18 protein-coding genes and 3 pseudogenes are annotated in these 20,366 nt (G+C 61.6%); 10 read left to right on the forward strand and 11 right to left on the reverse strand.

Going from position 1 to position 20,366, the window contains the following annotated elements; genetic code table 11:
• Positions 1–6: 6 nt before the first annotated feature.
• The gene (gene mobA / locus NXC14_RS12510; protein WP_085780095.1) at positions 7–636 is read left to right on the forward strand and encodes a molybdenum cofactor guanylyltransferase MobA; all 630 of its coding nucleotides are present in this window, start codon (positions 7–9) and stop codon (positions 634–636) included.
• Positions 633–1,154 carry a molybdopterin-guanine dinucleotide biosynthesis protein B gene (mobB, locus tag NXC14_RS12515; protein WP_085778406.1) on the forward strand — a complete coding sequence of 174 codons (522 nt, stop codon included), beginning with the start codon at positions 633–635 and terminating at the stop codon, positions 1,152–1,154. Before mobA ends, mobB begins: the two co-directional genes overlap by 4 nt.
• On the opposite strand, the gene NXC14_RS12520 is transcribed toward mobB, so the two are convergent.
• The 3 genes and pseudogenes from NXC14_RS12520 to NXC14_RS12530 form a co-directional block, all read right to left on the reverse strand.
• The gene (locus NXC14_RS12520) at positions 1,086–3,248 is read right to left on the reverse strand and encodes a hybrid sensor histidine kinase/response regulator (protein ID WP_085778407.1); all 2,163 of its coding nucleotides are present in this window, start codon (positions 3,246–3,248) and stop codon (positions 1,086–1,088) included. The two genes, mobB and NXC14_RS12520, sit on opposite strands and share 69 nt — an antisense overlap.
• The gene (locus tag NXC14_RS12525) at positions 3,223–4,734 is read right to left on the reverse strand and encodes an ATPase domain-containing protein (RefSeq protein ID WP_085778408.1); all 1,512 of its coding nucleotides are present in this window, start codon (positions 4,732–4,734) and stop codon (positions 3,223–3,225) included. The genes NXC14_RS12520 and NXC14_RS12525 overlap by 26 nt, the downstream gene beginning before the upstream one ends.
• A 163-nt stretch (positions 4,735–4,897) precedes the next feature.
• Positions 4,898–5,791 (reverse strand): annotated as a pseudogene (locus NXC14_RS12530) (LysR family transcriptional regulator).
• A gap of 117 nt (positions 5,792–5,908) precedes the next feature.
• Here NXC14_RS12530 and NXC14_RS12535 point away from each other — a divergent pair.
• Complete coding sequence (locus NXC14_RS12535) at positions 5,909–6,304, forward strand: cupin domain-containing protein (RefSeq protein ID WP_085778409.1); 396 nt, start codon at positions 5,909–5,911, stop codon at positions 6,302–6,304.
• A gap of 12 nt (positions 6,305–6,316) precedes the next feature.
• Positions 6,317–6,928 (forward strand): annotated as a pseudogene (locus NXC14_RS33865) (aldo/keto reductase).
• 43 nt (positions 6,929–6,971) lie between these two features.
• Here the strand turns inward: NXC14_RS33865 and maiA are convergent.
• The 6 genes from maiA to NXC14_RS12565 all read right to left on the reverse strand — a co-directional run bounded on the left by maiA (position 6,972) and on the right by NXC14_RS12565 (position 11,612).
• Positions 6,972–7,607, reverse strand: a complete 636-nt coding sequence (gene maiA, locus NXC14_RS12545) for a maleylacetoacetate isomerase (RefSeq protein ID WP_085778410.1) — start codon at positions 7,605–7,607, stop codon at positions 6,972–6,974.
• Positions 7,608–7,618: 11 nt separating this feature from the next.
• Entirely contained in the window at positions 7,619–7,753 is a 135-nt protein-coding gene (locus tag NXC14_RS33870; protein WP_280953019.1) for a hypothetical protein, read from the reverse strand.
• Positions 7,754–7,793: 40 nt separating this feature from the next.
• A complete protein-coding gene (locus NXC14_RS12550; protein ID WP_085778411.1) occupies positions 7,794–8,210 on the reverse strand; it encodes an organic hydroperoxide resistance protein in 417 nt (138 codons plus the stop codon).
• Between the two features lie 179 nt (positions 8,211–8,389).
• The gene (locus NXC14_RS12555; protein WP_085778412.1) at positions 8,390–9,712 is read right to left on the reverse strand and encodes an ATP-binding protein; all 1,323 of its coding nucleotides are present in this window, start codon (positions 9,710–9,712) and stop codon (positions 8,390–8,392) included.
• The gene (locus NXC14_RS12560) at positions 9,709–10,449 is read right to left on the reverse strand and encodes a response regulator (RefSeq protein ID WP_085778413.1); all 741 of its coding nucleotides are present in this window, start codon (positions 10,447–10,449) and stop codon (positions 9,709–9,711) included. Before NXC14_RS12560 ends, NXC14_RS12555 begins: the two co-directional genes overlap by 4 nt.
• Before the next feature lie 110 nt (positions 10,450–10,559).
• The gene (locus tag NXC14_RS12565; RefSeq protein WP_085778414.1) at positions 10,560–11,612 is read right to left on the reverse strand and encodes an alpha/beta hydrolase; all 1,053 of its coding nucleotides are present in this window, start codon (positions 11,610–11,612) and stop codon (positions 10,560–10,562) included.
• Positions 11,613–11,970: 358 nt separating this feature from the next.
• Between NXC14_RS12565 and NXC14_RS12570 the strand changes: the two genes are divergently transcribed.
• Both NXC14_RS12570 and NXC14_RS32415 read left to right on the forward strand, forming a co-directional pair.
• The gene (locus tag NXC14_RS12570) at positions 11,971–13,746 is read left to right on the forward strand and encodes a cytochrome c biogenesis protein DipZ (protein ID WP_085778415.1); all 1,776 of its coding nucleotides are present in this window, start codon (positions 11,971–11,973) and stop codon (positions 13,744–13,746) included.
• Between the two features lie 126 nt (positions 13,747–13,872).
• Positions 13,873–14,004 (forward strand): annotated as a pseudogene (locus NXC14_RS32415) (alpha/beta hydrolase); the annotation flags it as partial.
• Positions 14,005–14,092: 88 nt separating this feature from the next.
• Here NXC14_RS32415 and NXC14_RS12575 read toward each other — a convergent pair.
• Positions 14,093–16,288, reverse strand: coding sequence for an OmpA family protein (locus NXC14_RS12575; RefSeq protein WP_085778416.1), 2,196 nt, complete (start codon positions 16,286–16,288; stop codon positions 14,093–14,095).
• A gap of 330 nt (positions 16,289–16,618) precedes the next feature.
• On the opposite strand from NXC14_RS12575, the gene NXC14_RS12580 reads away from it, so the two are divergent.
• From NXC14_RS12580 to NXC14_RS12595, 4 genes are all read left to right on the forward strand, one after another.
• On the forward strand, positions 16,619–17,392 hold the full coding sequence (locus NXC14_RS12580) for a transporter substrate-binding domain-containing protein (RefSeq protein ID WP_085778417.1): 774 nt from the start codon (positions 16,619–16,621) through the stop codon (positions 17,390–17,392).
• Between the two features lie 113 nt (positions 17,393–17,505).
• Positions 17,506–18,312: an ABC transporter permease gene (locus NXC14_RS12585; RefSeq protein WP_085778418.1), complete on the forward strand. Its 807-nt coding sequence runs from the start codon at positions 17,506–17,508 to the stop codon at positions 18,310–18,312.
• Positions 18,309–19,139 carry an ABC transporter permease gene (locus NXC14_RS12590; RefSeq protein WP_085778419.1) on the forward strand — a complete coding sequence of 277 codons (831 nt, stop codon included), beginning with the start codon at positions 18,309–18,311 and terminating at the stop codon, positions 19,137–19,139. Before NXC14_RS12585 ends, NXC14_RS12590 begins: the two co-directional genes overlap by 4 nt.
• A gap of 210 nt (positions 19,140–19,349) precedes the next feature.
• Positions 19,350–19,616 (forward strand): usg protein, encoded by a 267-nt coding sequence (locus tag NXC14_RS12595; RefSeq protein ID WP_085778420.1) that lies wholly within the window; start codon positions 19,350–19,352, stop codon positions 19,614–19,616.
• Positions 19,617–19,626: 10 nt separating this feature from the next.
• Here the strand turns inward: NXC14_RS12595 and NXC14_RS12600 are convergent, their stop codons facing one another.
• Positions 19,627–20,352 (reverse strand): DUF2270 domain-containing protein, encoded by a 726-nt coding sequence (locus NXC14_RS12600; RefSeq protein WP_085778421.1) that lies wholly within the window; start codon positions 20,350–20,352, stop codon positions 19,627–19,629.
• Positions 20,353–20,366: the final 14 nt, after the last annotated feature.

Below are 20,366 nucleotides of genomic sequence, written 5' to 3' on the forward strand. Positions count from 1 at the left end.
AGGATGATGGCTGAACTCCCGCTCGACAGATCCGACATAGCAGGCGTCGTGCTGGCCGGCGGCCGCTCGCAGCGCATGGGCCGCGACAAGGCGGAGGTGATGCTCGGAACCGAGAGCCTGCTTCGCCATGTGCTGCTCCGTCTCTCGCAGCAGGTCATCTCAGTTGCTGTCAACGCTGACGCAGTCGCCGAGGACGTGGCCGCGGTTCCCGACCGCATTCCTGGCAAGGCCGGGCCGATGGCCGGCATCCACGCGGCCATGGTCTACGGCGCCGGCCTTCCGGCGATTTCCCATGTCGTAACCGTCTCTGTGGATTGCCCGTTCTTTCCCATCGATCTCGTCGCCCGTCTGGCCGCAGCCCTGGAGCGCCCGTCGCAGATCGCCATTGCCGCCTCCGAGGGCCGCAGCCATCCGGTCTTCGGTCTCTGGCCGGTGACACTGGCCACCGACCTGGAAGACTGGATCGCCACCGACGCGAAACGCCGCGTGCGTGACTTCCTGTTGCGGCATGACGTTACGGAAGTGGCGTTTCCGCTGCATCCGACCCGCGCCAGCCTGCTCGACCCCTTCTTCAACATCAACACGCCTGACGATCTCATCGAGGCGGAACGCTGGCTGGAGGCCCTGCGCACATGACCGCACCGAAAATCTTCGGCATCGCCGGCTGGAAGAACTCGGGCAAAACCGGGCTTGCCGTCCGGCTGGTGACGGAGTTCACCCGCCGCGGCTACCGGATCTCGACGATCAAGCATGCCCATCATGATTTCGACATCGACAAGGTTGGAGCCGACAGCTACCGTCACCGCCAGGCCGGCGCCCACGAGGTCACCATCGTCTCCGGCACTCGTTACGCCATCATGCATGAGCTCCGCGGCGCGCCCGAACCCGAGTTCGAGGAAATCCTCGCGCGGCTTGCCCCTTGCGATCTCGTTCTGATCGAAGGCTATAAGCGCGAGCCGATCCCGAAGATCGAGGCGCGACGCCTGGAGGCCGCCAATCGCGAGCCGCTGGCGCCGACCGATCCTCATATCTGCGCGATCGCCGCCGATCACGCCGTAGCGGATACGTCCCTACCGGTCTTCGATCTAGACAACACAGGCGCCATCGCCGATTTCATCGCGGCTGTCGTCGGCCTTGGACAGGTTAGCGCCTGAAGCGCCTGCATTGCGGCCAGGTCTCAAAATCGGAGGCGCGGCGCTTGCCATTGCCTTGGTAATTTCCTTGGCGAGTTGAGCCTGATTGTAGGGCTTTCCCAATCGCGGAAGATCAATGTCCGTGCCGGCAGGAAGATCGGCATAACCTGTCGCCAGAACGATCGGCAGGTGCGGGTACAGGCCCCGCACCGACAGGGCGAGCTGCGCGCCCGTCATGCCGGGCATCGAATAATCGGTGATCATCAAGTCGAAATGCTCACCGCTCCTGATGAGCTCGAGCGCCTCGGAGCCGGAATTTGCTTCGACGACCTCGTGGCCGAGATCTTCCAGCATGTCGACCGAACTCATCGCGATTAGAGCATCGTCATCGACCAAAAGAATCCTCAGTCTCGACGCGGCTTGAGGTGCAGGCAATTCATCGACCGGCCGCTCGGGGCGCAGTCCGGTCGCCGGAAGCCACAATTCCGCGGTCGTTCCCACCCCGACTTCGCTTGTCAGAACAAGAGCCCCATTGAGCTGGACGGCGAGCCCATGGATCATCGACAGGCCAAGACCTGTCCCCTTTCCGAGCTCCTTGGTCGAAAAAAACGGATCGACTGCCTTCTTCAGCGTGTCCGCATCCATACCGATGCCGCTATCCGCGACCGCAAGCACAAGATAGCTGCCCTCGCCGACATCGCGATCATTACCGATGACCTGTTCCTCGCGCAGGGATATGCACAGCGTGCCTCCTTCCGGCATCGCATCACGGGCATTGACCGCAAGGTTGAGCAGGGCCAGTTCCAGCTGGTTCGCATCGGCGAGCGCCGGCGGCAACGCAGCCGGCAGCATGGTCTCGATGCTGACCGAGGGGCCGACCGAGCGCCGTAGCAGGTCGTTCATCCCAGAAACCAGCTCGGCGAGATCGACGGCCTTGACCTGCAGATCCTGCTGTCTTGCAAAAGCCAGCAATCGCTGCGTCAGCGCCGCTCCCCGCTGTGCGCCCTGCAGTGCACCCTCGACCAGACGCGTCGCCTTGGCATCTCCGGCGACATGCTTTCCCAGCAGCTCCAGATTTCCAAGAACCACCATCAGCAGGTTGTTGAAATCATGGGCGACGCCGCCCGTGAGTTGGCCGATCGCCTCCATTTTCTGGGATTGGCGAAGCTGCTCCTCGGCGCGCTCACGCTGGGCAACCTCCTCGATCAGGGTCTGATGGGCAGCGTTGACCTCCCTCGTCCGTTCCCTGACGCGTTCTTCGAGATTTTCGTTGAGCCGTCTCAGATTTTCCTCGGCGGTCTTGCGAGCCGTGGTGTCGGAGCAGACGCCGACGAGCTTCCTGGCGGAACCATATCTGTCGGCATAGAGCTGCGCGTGGACCTCTGTCCAATGCAAGGATCCATCCGGCCAGATCGTCCTGTGCTCGATCGAATAGTCCCGCCCGGTGTCGATCGTCTGGCGCAGGCTTGCCTGCACCAGATCCCGGTCCTCGGGATGAATGCTTGCGATCAGATCGTCGAAAGTCACTTCATCGTCTGGATCTCGGCCGAAAATTGCCTTGCATGTCGCCGAGACTGACAAGGCCGTCGAGGACAGTTCCAGCTCCCATGCCCCGAGACGACCCGCGGCGAGCGCGGCCTGCAGCCGCCGCTCTCCCTCGCCGAGGGCCTCGAGCTGCGCGCGCGCTTCGTACTGGCGCTGACGTCCCTTCAGGGCGGTCCGGGCAACGCTGATGAAGGACGTTGCATGGAACGGCCTTTCGAGGAAGGTGACGTTGCCGAGTACCTCGGAAAGCCTGGCCGCACCCGGATTTCGCTCAGGCCCGCCACCCCGCGTGGTGAGGACTATGAACGGCAGGTCCGACCAGCTCGGCTGTGCCGACACCCAGGCGGCGATCGCCTTCAAATCGCTCGAGCGAACCGCTTCTTCCGTCAGAACGCCGAACGCGATGTCATCGCTGAGTGACGAGGCGAACATGGAGAGGTCGGCCGCGGCAATGGATGCTAGTCCGGCCTCTTCGATCAACGAAATAGCCACCCAGGCGTCACGCCCGGCGGGGGCGTAGATCAGTGCTTTCGGTTTGCCGGAATTAGGAATTGCCGCTATCCCCAACATCGCTCGACAGCAGCGGCGCCGAAGTGCCGATGAATTCAGGCACGCCGCGAAGAACGCCCTGGAACCCGATGAGGGGCTCTCCAAGCGTCAGGCCGGAAGCGTCGATGCGGTACTCCCGGATGGTATCTTCGTGAAAGCCGGTCCGCTTCTTGATCACCGAAACCGCCCGCCGTACCTTTCCCGCAGCCTCAAAGTAGCGTAGCAGAATGACGGTATCGGCGAGATATGTAACGTCGACGGGTGCCTTCATGTCACCAACCAGTCCGTGTTGGGCGACGGTCAGAAAGGTGTTGGCGCCACGCCTGTTCAGATATTGCAGCAGCTCATGCATGTGAAGGATCAGCGAGTTCTCATCCGGCATTGAAGACTGATATCCGTTGATACTGTCGATGATGACTGTTTTTGCTCCCGATTTGTCGACGCAGTCGCGCACCCGGTGGGCGAATTCGCCCGGCGACAGTTCGGCGGCATCGAGCTGTTCGATGTGGATTTGATCCGCATCCCTCATCGCTTCGAGATCGATTCCGAGCGCCTTCAGGCGCGCAAAGAGCAAGCCGAGCTCCTCGTCGAAGATGAAGGCCGCCGCCTTCTCGCCTCGTGCGACCGCCGCCGCTAGGAACTGAAACGAAAACGTGCTTTTGCCTGTGCCGGAAGGACCGAGGATAAGCGTGCTGGAACCTCGTTCAAGGCCGCCCCCAAGAAGAAGGTCCAGCTTCGGGATATTGCAGGAAATCTGATCACGGAGGTACGTCGATCTGTGTTCGGCGGCAACAAGACGGGGAAACACCATGACGCCGCCGGTCTGAATGATGAAATCGTGATAACCGCCCCGAAAGGCTTGTCCGCGATATTTTATGATCCTTACACGTCGGCGCTCGGAACCGTAACTCGGCGCCAGTTCCTCGAGATGGATGACGCCGTGAACGACACTGTGCACCGTCTTGTCGAGCACGTCGGAGGTGAGATCGTCGAGCAGAAGGACCGTCGCGCCCCGTCGGGCAAAATAATGTTTGAGCGCCAGGATCTGCCGACGGTAGCGAAGCGAGCTTTGTGCAAGCAGCCTTATCTCGGAAAGGCTATCGACAACCACGCGGCGAGGATTGACGCGTTCGAAAGCGGCAAAAATCTCCTTTGTCGTCTCCCCAAGTTCGAGATCCGACGAATAAAGCAGGCTCTGCTGCTGATCGGCATCAAGCAGGCTTTCCGGCGGCACGACCTCGAAGACCTCGATATTGCCGTCGATCAGCATCCCATGCGACGCGGCGCCGGCCCGCAATTCGCTCTCCGTTTCCGAAAGGGTGATGTAGAGTCCGCGCTCACCAAGCCGTGCGCCTTCGATCAGGAACTGCAGGGCAATGGTGGTTTTGCCCGCTCCCGGATTCCCTTCCAGTAGAAACACGTGGCCCGTGGAGAGTCCGCCCGCCAGAATTGTGTCCAAACCGGACACTCCAGTCCGAGCTTTCGTGGCAGGCACAGCAGTATTCATTCATTGTTTCCTTCAGTTTTTATTTGAAGTAGCGGCGACCGATAGAATGTCAAATCAGCCGCGCAGTCCCATTTGCCGCGGCTTCAAAGAGCTACGGAGGTCCGTTTGGGAAGGTCGTCGGCGCTGATCTGCATGCGTGGGCTGTCGGCCGGGAAACAGGCCTCTATCGCCGAAGGCGAAGGGCATCTACGACCAGCGCGAAAGCCGCCGAAGCATGCCGGCGGCTCGGATAGTAGAGATGGTAGCCGGGAAACGGCGGGCACCAGTCTTCTAGCACGCGCGTGAGCCGGCCGCTGGCAACATGCAGTTCCACGGCATCCTCCGGCATATAGGCCAGCCCCGCTCCGGCCAGCGCCGCATTCAGCCGCAGCCCAATATTGTTGAACACCAACTGTCCTTCGACGCGAACCTTAAGTTCGTGTCCTTCCTTCTCGAACTCCCACGCATAGATGCCGCCATAGGTCGGCAGGCGCAGGTTGATTCAGTTGTGGTCCATAAGATCCTGCGGCCTTGACGGCTTCGGACGTCGTTCGAAATAAGCGGGAGCGCCGACCACGGCCATGCGCATGTCGGGACCGATGCGCACCGCGATCATGTCCTTCGCAACGTGTTCCCCCAGCCGCACGCCCGCATCGTAGCGTTCGGCGACGATGTCGGTCAGGCCGTAATCGACGATGATCTCGAGGTTAATGTCGGGATAGTCGGGCAGGAGTTTTTCCAGGACGGGCCAGAGCACCGTCTCCGCCGCATGTTCGCCGGCGTTGATGCGGATGGTGCCGGCCGGCTTTTCCCGAAACGCGCTGAGGGCTGCGAGTTCGGTCTCGATCTCGTCCACTCGCGGACCGATGGTGGCGAGCAGGCGCTGGCCGGCCTCGGTCGGCGATACGCTGCGCGTCGTGCGCGTCAGCAATCGCAGCCCGAGCCGCTCCTCCAGCCCCCCGATGGTGTGGCTGAGCGCCGATTGCGATACGCCGAGCTTCCCCGCCGCCTTCGTGAAGCTCTGCGCGCGGGCAACGGCTAGAAAGACGGTGAGATCATCAATGGTCGGGCGCGGCATTTATGAAACTTTCTCATAGGTCCTTGCCGGAGATACCATCTAATCCAGGCTAAAGCCACGCGCTACCTATCCTGGAACGCGGACGATCCTGTTCGAACGGCAGAGGGAAACACCCTCATGGAAATCAAACGAAACGGTTCGCAGCCATCGGCCAAGGGGCCGAAAGACTGGTTTACCGGCACGGTGCGTATCGACCCTCTGTTTTCCGTCACCTATCCCGCTCGCGCGGCCGGCGCCAGCGTCACGTTCGAACCCGGCGCCCGCACCGCCTGGCACGCCCATCCGCTCGGCCAGACGCTGATCGTCACGGTAGGCTGCGGCCGCGTCCAGCGTGGAGGCGGCCCCATCGAAGAGATCCGCCCCGGAGACGTGGTCTGGTTCGCTCCGGGCGAGCGGCATTGGCACGGCGCCGCGCCAACGACCGCGATGACCCACATCGCCATCCAGGAACAGCTCGAAGGTAAGGTCGTCGACTGGATGGAGCATGTCACCGACAGCGAATATCGAGGCTGAAAGGAAAGGGCTATGCGGTTGCGTCAACGTGGAAACAGCGGACTTCAAGTCTCGGACATCGGTCTCGGCTGCATGGGGCTGAGTTATGGTAATGGGCCGGCGACAGTATCCAGGATGCCGTCGCACTGATCCGGCGGCCATCAAACGCGGCGTGACATTCTTCGACACAGCCGAAGCCTACGGTCCCTACAACAACGAATCCGCAGAGCGAATATTCGCTCTGGTGGCGCGAAGCTGAGCAGGACATCCTGCCGGTGCTCGAAGAACTCGGCACCGGCTTCATTCCGTTCAGCCCACTCGGCAAGGGCTTCCTCACCGGCGCAACCAGCGAGGCTACTACATTCGACAGCAAGGATTTCCGCAACATCGTGCCGCGCTTTTCGCAGGAAGCACGAAAGGCCAACTAGGCCTCGTCGATCTCACGGACATCGCCGCGCGCAAGCGCGCCACCTCCGCTCAGGGGCGCTCGCGTGGCTGCTTGCCCAGAAGCCCTGGATCGTACCGATCCCCGGTACCACCAAGCTGCATCGCCTGGAGGAGAACATCGGGGCAGCGCAGCTCAACCTGACTGCCGAGGATCTCGGCAGCCTCGAAAGTGCCCTCGCCACGATGATCGTTGATTGAGAAGCGGCCGTCATCAACCGCAGCCGCTTCTCCATCGTTCACGTCATTTCCTTGGCGCCGGGGCATTCTCCTGAAATGCCGGTATCGCTTCGAGCTTCGCAACGATGTCCGCAATACCAGGCCATTGGGCGAGATCGAAGCCCAAGCGCCGGGCACTGATTGCCTGCGGGAAGAGGAAAATATCGGCAAGACCAGGCCGATCGCCGATGGCGAAGGCACCATGCCTGCGGCCAGCGATCATCCTCTCGACGGCGCCCATCCCTTCGCCGATCCAGTGACGGCTCCAGGCTGTGATGGCATCTGCATCCGCCTGGAAGGCGGTCTTGAGATGCAGGCCGATCCGCGGCGGCAGTAGCGCGTGGATCTCGGCGGCAATCGCCAGCGCGATCGACCGGGCCTGCGCCCTGTCTTCGGCGGTCTCAGGCATCAGAGGCGGCTCAGGCTGAATCTCGTCGAGATATTCGACGATCGCCAGCGACTGGGTGATGAGCGCGCCGCTATCCGTCAGCAAAGCCGGCACCAGCCCCTGAGGGTTGACGCTGCGATATCCATCCTGCCGGCTCTCGGCCTCTTCGCCGAGGATCGAGACCGGCAGTGCTTCGGCCGTCAGTCCCTTCAGGGCGAGCGCGATCCGGACCCTCGATGTGGCCGAAGAAATTTCATTCTGGTAGAGTTTCACTGTCTTTCTCCCTATTGATCCGAGGAGGCTGCGGACGCCGCCGCGACGAGGCTCGCCAGCGGCGAAGGCTCGCGCGAACTCACGTCATAAACGCAGGGCGCGGCGAAGACCGTAGCTCCCAGAATGCAGATGATCATCAATCTCATCAAATCCTCCATCATGAGGCCGACCGGCAATCCCTGTGCGTCAGGCAACGGTCACTTCGACGTGGATATTGCCGCGCGTCGCCTTCGAATAGGGGCAGGTCCGGTGCGCCTCATCCACCAGCGCCTTTGCCACATCCGCTTCGATGCCAGGTAGACTGACCTTGAGACGGGCCTGCAGGAAATAGTCGCCATCGGTCGTACCGAGGTCGACCTCCGCATTCACAGCGGTCTCTGCCGGCAGCCTGACCTTCAGCTTGCCGGCAGCAATGCCGATCGCACCAATGAAGCAGGCCGACCAGCCGGCTGCGAAAAGCTGTTCGGGATTGGTGCCGGGCCGGGCGCTGCCGGGAGGCGAGAGCCTGATGTCCAGCTCTCCGTCATCGCTCTGCGAGGCGCCGTCGCGTCCGCCGGTGGTGCGGGTCCTGCCGGTATAAAGTACCTTGTCGATCTTGGTCACGGAAACACTCCTTGTTGCGTCGCTTCATGCGACTGGCCGCTACCGCGGCCGGGTTGACGGAGTGTGGTTTGACGGATCGATATATCCAGCATGTTTCCGGACTCGGCCGAAATGTCACAAAACGTAGCATCCGGCGTCCAGGACATTTTCCCGTACAATCCATTCCGATAATTTCAACATCACCGAATGGTGACTTCAGCCGCCAGTCCGCCACCCGAGCGATTGTAGAGCTTCAGAGAACCGCCGATCTTGGCCGTCAGTTGCTGGGCGATTGCCAGCCCGAGACCTGTGCCGCCCGTCTCCCGATTGCGGGATTGCTCGAGCCGGAAGAAGGGCTGCATCGCGGCTTCGAGCATATCATCCGGAATGCCGGGTCCGCGATCCATAACGCTGATGACGACGGAATTGTCAGCGCCTCGCTCGACGCTGATCTCGGCGGCGCCGGCAAACTTCAAGGCATTGTCGATGAAATTCGACAGAATACGGCGAAGGGCGTGCGGCCTGGTGAAGGCGGCGCCTTCAACCAGACCGACGACCGTAACGGCCTTTCCAGTGTCCTGATAGTCGTAGGCTATACTGTCGATGAACGAGGCGAGATCGATGCGGGCGTTCTTCTCTCCGCTGCCGTGGGCGCTGCGCGCATAGGCGATGCCGTCCTGGACGAGACGCTGGATCTCGGCGAGATCATGCACCAGCTTGTCCTTCTCAGGTGAATCCTCCGCCATGTCGGCGCGCAGCCGCATGCGGGTGATCGGCGTCTGCAGATCATGCGAGATCGCCGCCAGTATCTGCACCCGTTCCTCGAGATAATGGGCGATCCTCTCCCGCATCGCATTGAACGCTCTTGCCGCATGCGCCACCTCGCTCGGACCGGCCTCGCTCAAAGCCTGACCGTCCTTATCAGGATCGAGCGCATCGGCAGCAGCGGCGAGCTCGCCGAGCGGCCGGATCGCCTGGCGGACCGCAAACCAGGTGCAGAGAATGAGCAGCGCCATCTGGATCGCGAAAACATAAGGCAGCCATGCGGCGATCGGCATCACGCCTCTCGGTGTGACATCGATCGTCAGAGGAGTTCCGTCGCTCAGCGTAAGATGCGCCTGCAGCCGGCTCACCTCACCCGGAATCCGTTCGACGCGGATTGGAAAGCGATGCCCGGCGGCCGCCTCTATCTTTCCTGCGATCTCCCTCGCCTTGCTGGAGCTGTCGGGCGCACCGGCAAGGCCAGTCCCAAGTTCGAAACGGTAGTTGCCGCGGCTCAGCCAGTCCAGAAGGTCGCCGCGCTCACTTGCCGGAAGCCGATCGAGAACGGCAATCGATGTCGCGACGTCGTTCTCCAGCGTGCCGAGCATCACCGCCTTGGCCGACATGTAGCGCTCCATGTAGAGAACACTGAAGGAGAGCCCATAGGCGAAGGCCAAACCGATCAAAAGAATGAGAAATATCCGCGATCGCAGAGTTCTCGGCCACGTCAGGTTCGCCAGGATGGCAATATCGGCTCTCATCGGCGCGGCTCAGAAATTTCGACCGGCACCGAGAAGACATAACCTTCGCTGCGCACCGTCTTGATATAGGTCGCCTCGCGCGCATCGTCCCCCAGGCGCTGCCGCAGGCGGCTGACAAGAAGATCGATCGAGCGATCGAAGAGTTCGGCGTCGCGGCCCTGCGTCAGGCTCAGAAGCTGGTCGCGGTTGAGCACGCGCTGCGGATGGTCGATGAAGACACGAAGCAGCCGGTATTCGGCACCGCTCAAGGCAATCGCGGTCCCTTCCTTGTCGAGAAGGTGACGTGCGACCGTGTCGAGCCGCCAGTCACCGAAGGTCAGCAATTGACCAGCCTCACTGATCTGCAGGTTGGGCGGCAGCATGCGGGTACGCCGCAGCACCGCCTTGATGCGGGCAAGAAGCTCGCGCGCGGCAAAGGGCTTGGCGAGATAGTCGTCGGCGCCCATCTCCAAACCGAGGATTCTGTCCATCTCGTCGGTGCGGGCCGTCAGCATCAGGATCGGGATCGCCTTGTGCCGGCCGGCGCGCAATTCGCGGCACAGCACCAGCCCGTCGTCGCCGGGCATCATAATATCGAGCACGATCAGGTCGACGGCGTTGGCTTCCAGGAAACTGCGCATCTGGCGCCCATCCGCGGCAACGCTGGTCCTGAGGCCATTCTTCTGCAGATAGCCCGAGACCAGCTCGCGGATTTCACGATCGTCGTCGACGATCAGGATGTGATCGACATGATCCATATTGCCTATTCCTCACGATTGCGGCCGCGCCCGCCGCCTCGCTCTTATCGAAGTGCCAGATGCGACCTACGCATATTCCGCCCGCGCGAGCAACGAAGCTTTGCCGCCAATCAGAAGCGGTCGACGTCGATGACCGCCTGGGCGAAGGCCTGCGGCGCCTCCTGCGGCAGATTGTGGCCGATGCCGCCACCGATCGTGCGATGTTCGTACCTCCTGGAAAATTTTCCGGCGTAGGCGGAAGGTTCCGGATGCGGCGCACCGTTTGCATCGCCTTCCATGGTGATCGTCGGCACCGAAATCATCGGCAGAGCGGCAAGCTTCTTCTCATAGGCATCATATTTCGCCTCGCCTTCGACAAGCCCCAGGCGCCAGCGGTAATTGTGGATGACGATATCCACATGGTCGGGATTATCGAAGGCGGCCGCCGATCTGTCGAAAGTTGCGTCGTCGAAATTCCACTTCGGCGATGCCGTCTGCCAGATGAGCTTTGCGAAATCATGCGTGTTGCTCTGGTAGCCCAGGCGGCCGCGTTCGGTGGCGAAATAGAACTGGTACCACCAGGCAAGTTCCGCCTTCGGCGGAAGCGGCTTCTTGTTGGCCTCCTGGCTGCCGATCAGGTAGCCGCTCACCGATACCATCGCCTTGCAGCGCTCGGGCCACAGCGCCGCCATGATATTGGCGGTCCGTCCGCCCCAGTCGTAACCGGCAATGACAGCCTTTTCGATCTTGAGCGCATCGAGCAGGGCGATCATGTCGGCGGCAAGCGCCGAAGGCTGGCCGTTGCGCGGTGTCTTGTCATCGAGGAAGCGGGTGGTGCCGTAGCCACGCAGATAAGGCACGATCACCCTGTAGCCGGCCGAGGCAAGCAGCGGCGCGACATCGACGAAACTGTAAATATCGTAGGGCCAGCCATGAAGCAGCAGCACGACCGGGCCGTCCGCCTTTCCCGCCTCGGCATAGCCGATATCGAGCACATCGGTTCTGACCTGCTTCAGCGCTTCGAAGGAGGTATGGCTACCGGCCTTCGCGCCAGGCAAAACGGCTTTGGAAGGCTGCGCCTGCTGGGCTGCGGCCGCGCCGGCTACTCCGAATTCGACGGCCGCAAGGGCGATGGCCGTCATGCCGAAGAAGCGGCGGCGGTGATGGTTGATTTGCTCTGACATCGGTCTCTCCTGTCGAATGGATCACGGCACTCAGATGACGTTCGGCTTGTATCGCCCATATGTCACAGGCTGCGGATTTTGAATGCGAGTGTAGCCTCCGCCTGCCGAGATACATTCTGATACAAATGCGCCGCCTCGTCAGAGCATTTCGCGCACCACAGCGGTTTTCGCCGCCGCCTCTGAGCCCCAGACACTGTGTATTCTTTTGTATCGCCCGCGCGCCGGCGCAATAGTTCGGTACATTTCTCCATCAAACCGGACACATCGGAGATACCTCCGCGCGGCTACATCGCCGCCGTTGCTGGTTCAGGCCCATCGCCGTCCAGAGCCCGATCACTCGGTTTCAAAGGAAACGATGATGACACTTCTGATCATTGCCTATCTTGGAGGCGTGCTGACCATCCTCAGCCCCTGCATTCTCCCCATCCTCCCCTTCGTCTTCGCCCGCGCCGGTCAGCCCTTCGTCAAGAGCACACTGCCGATGCTGGCGGGCATGGCCTCCACTTTCGCGCTGGTCGCCACGCTTGCAGCGGTCGGCGGTAGCTGGGCCATTCGCGCCAATGAATATGGCCGCCTCGCCGCGATCGTCCTGCTCGGGCTCTTCGGAGTGAGCCTGCTGTCGCCGCGCTTCGCGAGCACGCTGGCCCGCCCGATCGTCGACCTCGGCAACAATCTTCTGAACGCCGGCGGTGGCGGACGCACCGCGCCGTCGGTCAGGAGCGCGCTCATCCTCGGCGTCGCCACCGGCCTGCTCTGGGCGCCCTGCGCCGGACCAATTCTCGGCCTTGTGCTGACCGGCGCGGCATTGCAAGGCGCCAACCTGCAGACAACCGCCCTCTTGATCGCCTATGCCGCCGGTGCTGCGACGTCGCTTGCCGTCGCCTTGCTGATCGGCGGTAAAATCTTCGCCGCGATGAAGCGCTCGCTCGGCGTTGGCGATCGAATCCGCCAAGCTGTCGGCGCTGCCGTGTTGGCGGGCGTGGCGGTGATCGCGCTCGGTCTCGACACCAGCCTTCTGGCGCGCCTTTCCTATGCCAGCACCGCCTCGCTGGAACAGACCCTGCTGGACAGGCTGCATGCCAAGCCCGTCGCCGGCACGCCCTCTGAGGTGGCGAGCAGCGACACAATCATTCCCGCGGCCGATGGAAGCAAGCCTTTCCGCAGTGATCTGCCCGTCGAAGCTTACGCGCCTTCGTTCGACGGCGCGGTCGAATGGCTGAACTCGAAGCCTCTGACCAAGGAGCAGCTGCGGGGCAAGGTGGTGCTCGTCGACTTCTGGACCTATTCCTGCATCAACTGCATTCGCACCATTCCTTATGTCAGGGCCTGGGCGGAAAAATATGCGGATCAGGGCCTGGTCGTCATCGGCGTGCACGCCCCGGAATTTGCCTTCGAAAAGAAAATCGACAATGTCAAGAAGGCTGTCGGCGACTTTCAGATCGGCTACCCGGTTGCGATCGACAATGACTACAAAATCTGGCGCGCTTTCGAGAACAGCTACTGGCCTGCCGCCTATCTGATCGATGCCAAAGGTCAGATCCGCTATCACCATTTCGGCGAAGGCAATTACGGCAGGACTGAAAAGGCCATCCAGGACCTGCTGCGCGAAGCGGGCAACCAGATGGTGGAAACGGCCCCGGTTGCGCCCGATGCCAAGGGTGTGGAAGCGGGTCCCGACCTCGCCAACATCGGCTCCGGCGAGACCTATCTCGGCTACGCACAGGCCGAAAATTTCGTCTCTCCCGAAGGGCTGCAGGCCGATACGCCGCAGAACTACTCGATCGCCAAGCCCAGCATCAATGCATGGGGCCTGTCCGGCGCCTGGACCGTCGGTAAGGATCAGGCAACGCTCGACCAGCCGGGGGGCGGCATCGCCTATCGTTTCAGCGCCCGCGATCTGCATCTCGTGCTCGGCCCCGGCGCCGACGCCAAACCGGTCCGTTTCCAGGTGAGGCTCGATGGCAAGGCGCCCGGAGCCGATCATGGCTCCGACATCGACGCAGACGGCAATGGCACGGTCACCGCAACGCGGCTTTACCAGCTCGTTCGCGAGTCCGGCGCCGTCACCGCCCGCACCTTCGAAATCCGCTTCCTCGATCCGGGCGTCCAGGCTTACGCCTTCACCTTCGGCTGAACCCTAAGAATTTCATATCCCGCCCTTCAACATCACCACTAGGAGTAACCCCATGAATAAGCATCTGACTTTCATCGCAAGTCTTGCATTTGCCACCGCCGGAATCGCCTTTGCTGCCGAGGCTAGCTGGAGCGTGACATGGCCAAACGAGCCGGCAGCGACATGACCGAGATCAAGGGCAGCCACGCCGTCTTCGCATCCCAGCCGAAGAAAGTCGCCGACGTCATCGAAAACGCGGCTACGAAAGCCGGCCGATAGAGAGGGTAAGAAAAGGCCACTTCCCCTTCTCCCGGCGGGAGAAGAGGAGGTCAGCGCCCCTCCCTGACGCCAGGGAGGGGCGGATCAGCTACTGGTTGGCGGCGACCGGACGCACCAGCGGAGTGACGCGACGGATGGTGACGCGGCGGTTTTCCTGTTCGGGGCCTGACGTGTTGACCTTCAAGTAACGTTCGCCGTAGCCCTGCGTCGCCATGTTTTCCGGCGGAATGCCATAGACGTCGGAGAGCACATTGGCGACCGATTCCGCCCGCTGGTCGGAGAGGACCAGGTTGCTCTGGTCGGAACCGACGGCATCCGTATGGCCCTCGATCAGGAAGGTCTCGCTCGGATCTTTCTTCAGAACCTGGCTGATCGCGTCGGCAACCTTGCGCAATGTGCGCGCCTGGGTCATCGGGATCTCGGCGCTGCCGGTCGCGAAGGTGATCGTATCGAGGTCGATGCGGCGCACCTTGTCGCGAATACGGGCAGAATACTTCACTTCGTCAAGCGAATAGACACGCTCCACCTGCTCGACGGGCGGTTCGCTGAGGAATTCGTAATAGTCCCGGTCAGGATCGCTGCTGGTGTCGATGATATAGTCGTTAAGCGGGACACGCAGCCGCATCGGCGGCAGATCAGCGCCCGGGTCATCGAAATAGCCGCGATCAGGATCTTCGTAGAGATCAGGTGAGTAGTAGAGCACGTATTCGCGCCCGCGGGAATCGACGCGCGACCGCTGGATGATGTCGCCGTAGCGGTTGCGAATGGTGACGATCCGATAGCCTTCCGGCCGGGTGATGATCTCGCGATAGCGATTGTCCGGGAGCTCTTCATAGATCGGCCGTTCACCGTCGCGCAGGAACCGCCTGTCGTCGTCGCTACGCACGATCACTTGATTGTTGTACTGGATGATCACCCGGTTATCGTCCGTTTGATCCTCGATGCGCGCTCCCTCGGGACGGGCAAATTGCGGCCGGGTGTCGAGCCTCGTGCCCTTCTCGCTGGTGACCGCCTCGAGCTTGATCAACGGCGCCGCAGCGGCGGCAGGAGCCTGCGCATCCGCATCCGAGGTCGGCACCTTCACCTCCTGGCTTTCGGCCCGCAGCTTGTCGCGGTCACGGCGACCTTCCCGCCCCTTGCTGCGATCGGCATCCTTGTCGCTGTCAAGCACGGCGGCACCGTTCTCGACCGGCAGCACGACGGTCTCGTTGCTCTTGGCCGGATCTGCGGCGATCTTTTTCCGGCGCTCCAGCTCCTCGGGAGAAACCTTTTCCGGTGCCGGAATGGCCTGCTCCACCTGCTGTCCGCCGCTGGCTTCCGGCAGCGGCTGGGCCGTGTCGGTGGCGGGCGCAGCCGGCTCTTCGCCGGCGGGCTGTTTGGCGGCGGGTTGCTCAGCGGTGGGTTGCTCAGCGGTGGGCTGTTTGGCGGCAGGCTTGGCAGCCGTGCCATCCGTCGGCGCTTCGGCTGGCGCAGCTTCGGGAGCGGCCGCCTTTTCTTCGGCTGGCTTCACCGCCGGGGCTGCAGCCTCGCCCTTCTTCGGCTTCTTGGCTGGCGCTTCGGCAGCGGGTTTTGCTTCCGGCTCAACTGCGGGCTTGGCCTGTTCCTCGGTGGGCGTCACCGCCTCGGGAGCGGCGGTCTCGGTCTTAGCCTTGCCCTTATCTCGGCTCTGGGCCTTGTCCTGACCCTTCTTGCCGCCTTCCGGCTTGACCTCGGGCTGGGCCTGTTCGGTCTCCGGCTGGGCTTGCTTTGCCGCCGGCTGCTGTTCAGGGGCCGGCTGAGCTTCCGGCTCGGCCTGCTCAGTCTGCTGCTTCTTCGGCTTTCTCGGCTTTTCCTGCGTTACCGGCTGCTGTTCTTCCTGTTGCGGCTCGGCCTCCGGCTGGGCTGCCTGCTTGGCTTTCCGCTCCGGCTTGCTCTCGGCCTTCGGCGCGGGCTCCTCCTTCGGCGCTTCGGCCTTCGGCGGTTCCGGCTCCGCCTTGGGTTCGGGCGCCGGCGCCTCCTTGCGCTCGGCCTTCGGCTTCTCGGCAGGCGCCTCCTTCGGCTGCTCGGCGGCCGGCGCCTGTTCGGCCGGGGCTTCCCCCTTCTGCTTGCGCTTCTTCTTCAAGAGTTCCTCTTCGGAGGGCGCGTCCTGCGCCACTTCGAAGCTGCCCTGTTCGATCTGCCGTACGGCCGCAGCCTCGGTCGTAGCGCCGCGCGCGGCCGCCACTGCCGATGCCGGCTGCAGCGCCAACGAGAGAGAAAGCAGCGGGAAAGCTGCGCTTGCAAACAATCTTGATTTCTTGCCCATCGGGTTTCCTCGATCCTGTTTGAGCTTCCTGAAGGCCGACAGGCCTCGGTTCGCCCTAGTTTCGCAATGAGGCGAAACGGCGAATTGGCAAAGTGCCAAACCGCCGATTTGTTCCGTTTCTAGGAATCAGCGGATTAACCTCCGGTGAATGTTGCAGTCTGCTTTCGTTCATCTCACCTGTTATTTGCACCGCACAATTGGTGGGAATTTCTGTTGCATTTCCGTGAAAAAAAGTCTGATTATCGCCGCAAGGCGGTGCCCGTCACCGTTGAACAGCAGCCGTCAGCCCAAGAGAAAAAAGCGCGATGGCTACCAACAGAGAGGATCCTCATGCATATCTCCACCCGTATCTTCGCGGCAGCCTCGATCGCGGCAATGTCGCTCTTTGCCGGTTCGGCCATGGCCGATGGCGAGAAATACGTGATCGGCACCGATTCGACCTATCCGCCCTTCGAATTCGTCGATGCCAGCGGCACCATCCAGGGCTTCGACATCGATATCGCCAAGGCGCTCTGTGCCGAGATGAAAGCGGAATGCTCCTTCGTCAGCACCGATTGGGACGGCATCATCCCGGCTCTGAACGCCAAGAAGTTCGATATGATCGTCTCCTCCATGTCGATCACGCCGGAGCGCCTGAAGCTCGTCGACTTCTCCAACAAGTACTACAACACGCCTCCGGCCATCGCCGTGCCGAAGGATTCGAAGATCACTGACGTTGCCGGCCTCAAGGGCAAGGTGATCGGCGCACAGACTTCCACGACGCATGCCAACTACGCCGAGAAGCACCTCGCCGATACCGAGCTGAAGCTCTATCCCACCGCCGACGAATACAAGCTTGACGTTTCCAGCGGCCGTGTCGATGCCGTCATCGACGACGTCGTCGTTCTCTCCGAATGGGTCAAGTCCGACGCCGGCGCCTGCTGCAAGATCCTGACGACCCTGCCGGTCGACAAGGAAATCAACGGCGAAGGAGCAGGCATCGCCATCCGCAAGGGAGATCCGCTGAAGGAAAAGCTCAACACGGCGATCGCAGCGATCCGCGCCAACGGCGAATACAAGAAGATCCAGGACAAGTACTTCGATTTCGACGTTTACGGCGAATAAGAAATTCGGTATCTGGCCGATCAAGCGAATGGCGGAAGGCTTGCTCTTCCGCCATTTTTGTTTGACAAAGGTGGCAAGATCAAAACGGCAAAAGCCGTGAGGGGAATTCTCGCATGGGCGGATTGTTTTCCGCGCTTGGCTCCTTCTGGAGCTCACTTGTGCACATTTTCGATCCGCTATGCGGACCCGTCGGCATCTTCACCTGGTTGGGTCAGTCGACGATACTTGCCTGTGGCGATACTGGCTGGGGCGACGAGATCGCCCTTGGGCTGCAGGTCACCGTATCGGTGGCGATCGTCACCCTGCCCATCGGCCTCGTCATCGGTTTCCTTGTCGCGCTCGGCCAGCAGTCGGACGAAAAGTCCCTGAGGCTGGCGGCCGGTATCTATACGACGATCTTTCGCGGCCTGCCGGAGCTTCTGACGCTCTTCATCATCTATTACGGCATGCAGATGCTCATCCAGTCTCTCCTGGAGCTTGCCGGCTATGTCGGGCCGCCGATCGAAATCAATGCTTTCTTCGCCGGCGTCATCGCGCTGTCGGTCGTCTTTTCCGCCTATTGCTCGGAAGTACTGCTCTCGGCCTTTCGCGCCATTCCCAAGGGCCAATATGAGGCCGGAGACGCGCTGGGCCTGCATCGCGGCCGCACTCTGCGCCTCATCGTTCTGCCGCAGCTCATACGCATCGCGCTACCCGGCCTCACAAATCTCTGGATGGTGCTTCTGAAAGACACATCCTACGTCTCGATCATCAGCTTGGCCGACATCCTGCGCCAGACGAACGTTGCCGTGCGGGTGACCAAGGAACCCTTCTTTTTTTATGGCATCGCCTGCTGTCTCTATCTGGTGCTCGCCATCCTCTCCTCCTTCCTGCTCGCCTATGTCGATCGCTGGGCCAAGCGTTCGGAGGTCCGTCGATGAGCTACGCCGAAACATTGATCCCGCCGCAGCCCGCGCCGCGCCAGGTGGCGAAGCCGATGACAACGGCACGTTTTGCCGGCTGTATCTTCGTCGCATTTTGGGCCATGCTGGCCGCGCTGCTGATCTTCACCGTCATCAATGGCTGGGATATCGAGAAATTCACCCGCTATGGCCCCCGCTATCTGCACGGCCTCTGGGTGACGCTCAGTCTTGTAGCCATTTCGGTGGTCTGCGGCGCACTCCTGTCGCTGCCGCTTGCTATGGCGCGCTTGTCGAAAAACAACCTGCTGAACTGGCTTTCCTATGCCTATATTTATTTCTTCCGCGGCACACCGCTGCTTGCCCAGCTCTTCCTGGTCTATTACGGCCTCGGCGTATTCCGCCCCCAGCTGGAAGCCGTCGGCCTCTGGTGGTTCTTCCGAGACGCGTGGTATTGCGGCCTGTTCGCCATGACCATCAATACCGCGGCCTACCAGGCGGAGATTCTGCGCGGCGCAATCGAAAGCGTACCGCACGGGCAGCGCGAAGCAGCGGCTGCCCTCGGAATCCATAGGAGCATCGCCTTCCGCAAGATCATCCTGCCGCAGGCCTTCATCGTGGCGCTTCGCCCCTACGGCAACGAGATCATCCTATTGATCAAAGGCTCGGCCGTGGTGGCCATCATCACAGTGCTCGATCTGATGGGCGAAACGCGCTACGCCTTCTCCCGCACCTTCGACTACCAGACCTATCTCTGGGCAGCGATCTTCTATCTCACCATCGTCGAGGCGCTGCGCCATCTCTGGGCCTGGATTGAGCGTCGCCTGACGCGGCATCTGAAACGGTAGGCATAACGCCGAAAAGTACAATCGTTTCTGGGACAGCGATTGCTCAAACCGGCATGGCAGCACTCGCTTCGCTATGCTGCCAAGCACTTGAAAATAAAAAAGAATACTTCCTCGGCAACGTATCTGTTAAGCTTGCGTTAACCATTCGCATGTTTCCATTTCGCCTAGCGCTAATAAAGCGCGAGTGGGAACGAGAAGAAGCTGAATACGATGCACAAGGACATGGAAAAGCAACTGCAGGGCTACGGTCTGACAACTGCCCAGATCCTCTACCGCCTGCCGGATCACCCTACGATCCTGCAGACTTATGTCTGGCAGGATTATGACCTCGCCCCTGATTTTCCCGAAATGCGCGGTTTCCTGAAGTTCTGGCAGGAAAAGCTCGACGGACCGCTGCATTCGGTGCGCTACGTCCACCGCAAGCTGATCTCGGCCACCGAGTGGCGGGCGCTGAAGGGCGAGTTCATCCTGCACTGATCTGAGCGCGTCAGACATGCGCTTCGCCGTGGCCGAATTCGCCTTCGTCACGGTCCGGGCGCAGCGCGAAGACGAGGATGCCGAGGTAGAAGACGACGACGCCGATGATGACGGCAAGGCCGGGAACCGGCCCGAGCACTGCGTTGTCGATGACATAGGTCCAAGACTGCGCCTGCAGCGCTGGCATGCCCTCCGTCTGTAGCTTCGGCGTCGTGATCTTCAGACACCATGCCAGAAACAGGATGAAATACATCCAGCCGTAATTACGCTTAAGCCGCCGGTGCATCGCCTCATGATAGCTGAGCAGAAAACGCGGCTTGCGCAGGCTGTTGGCGATGACCGTGGCCCATTCGCCCCGGGCCGCCGCGTCAGGCGCCAGGATCTGCGCGAAATAGTTTCGTTCGATTTGCCGGATTCGGGCACGGTAGATGTCAAAGAAGCGGTAGCGCCGCGCCTCGATCATCAGAAGCAGCGTCACCAGCATGATACCGAACAACAGCACGCCGTGATGCGAGGTCGGCGTCGACAACGACACCGAAAGCAGCGCCGCCACCACGGTGATCGCCCAGTTGGACGTCCGGTCGATGCGGTCGCGCCAGCTCGTCATCCGCCCGAGCTCGCCGCGGTAATAGTGGCTAAGTGTATTGGTGATCTCGCCCGGCGTCGTGGGCAGCAGCAAGGGGCGCTCACCCTCTTCTTCCCTTGCCGGTCGCATCCTGTCTTGCTCCGCTTCCATGGCATTTCCTCCCG

The organism is Rhizobium sp. NXC14 (genome assembly GCF_002117485.1).
GTDB lineage: Bacteria > Pseudomonadota > Alphaproteobacteria > Rhizobiales > Rhizobiaceae > Rhizobium.

What these genes read in the sequence shown, in the direction of transcription:
- mobA (WP_085780095.1), top strand. Translation starts at nt 7, where the DNA reads ATGGCTGAACTCCCGCTCGACAGATCCGACATAGCAGGCGTCGTGCTG.
- mobB (WP_085778406.1), top strand. Translation starts at nt 633, where the DNA reads ATGACCGCACCGAAAATCTTCGGCATCGCCGGCTGGAAGAACTCGGGC.
- NXC14_RS12520 (WP_085778407.1), bottom strand. Translation starts at nt 3,248, where the DNA reads ATGTTGGGGATAGCGGCAATTCCTAATTCCGGCAAACCGAAAGCACTG.
- NXC14_RS12525 (WP_085778408.1), bottom strand. Translation starts at nt 4,734, where the DNA reads ATGAATACTGCTGTGCCTGCCACGAAAGCTCGGACTGGAGTGTCCGGT.
- NXC14_RS12535 (WP_085778409.1), top strand. Translation starts at nt 5,909, where the DNA reads ATGGAAATCAAACGAAACGGTTCGCAGCCATCGGCCAAGGGGCCGAAA.
- NXC14_RS33870 (WP_280953019.1), bottom strand. Translation starts at nt 7,753, where the DNA reads ATGAGATTGATGATCATCTGCATTCTGGGAGCTACGGTCTTCGCCGCG.
- NXC14_RS12555 (WP_085778412.1), bottom strand. Translation starts at nt 9,712, where the DNA reads ATGAGAGCCGATATTGCCATCCTGGCGAACCTGACGTGGCCGAGAACT.
- NXC14_RS12560 (WP_085778413.1), bottom strand. Translation starts at nt 10,449, where the DNA reads ATGGATCATGTCGATCACATCCTGATCGTCGACGACGATCGTGAAATC.
- NXC14_RS12565 (WP_085778414.1), bottom strand. Translation starts at nt 11,612, where the DNA reads ATGTCAGAGCAAATCAACCATCACCGCCGCCGCTTCTTCGGCATGACG.
- NXC14_RS12570 (WP_085778415.1), top strand. Translation starts at nt 11,971, where the DNA reads ATGACACTTCTGATCATTGCCTATCTTGGAGGCGTGCTGACCATCCTC.
- NXC14_RS12575 (WP_085778416.1), bottom strand. Translation starts at nt 16,288, where the DNA reads ATGGGCAAGAAATCAAGATTGTTTGCAAGCGCAGCTTTCCCGCTGCTT.
- NXC14_RS12580 (WP_085778417.1), top strand. Translation starts at nt 16,619, where the DNA reads ATGCATATCTCCACCCGTATCTTCGCGGCAGCCTCGATCGCGGCAATG.
- NXC14_RS12585 (WP_085778418.1), top strand. Translation starts at nt 17,506, where the DNA reads ATGGGCGGATTGTTTTCCGCGCTTGGCTCCTTCTGGAGCTCACTTGTG.
- NXC14_RS12590 (WP_085778419.1), top strand. Translation starts at nt 18,309, where the DNA reads ATGAGCTACGCCGAAACATTGATCCCGCCGCAGCCCGCGCCGCGCCAG.
- NXC14_RS12595 (WP_085778420.1), top strand. Translation starts at nt 19,350, where the DNA reads ATGCACAAGGACATGGAAAAGCAACTGCAGGGCTACGGTCTGACAACT.
- NXC14_RS12600 (WP_085778421.1), bottom strand. Translation starts at nt 20,352, where the DNA reads ATGGAAGCGGAGCAAGACAGGATGCGACCGGCAAGGGAAGAAGAGGGT.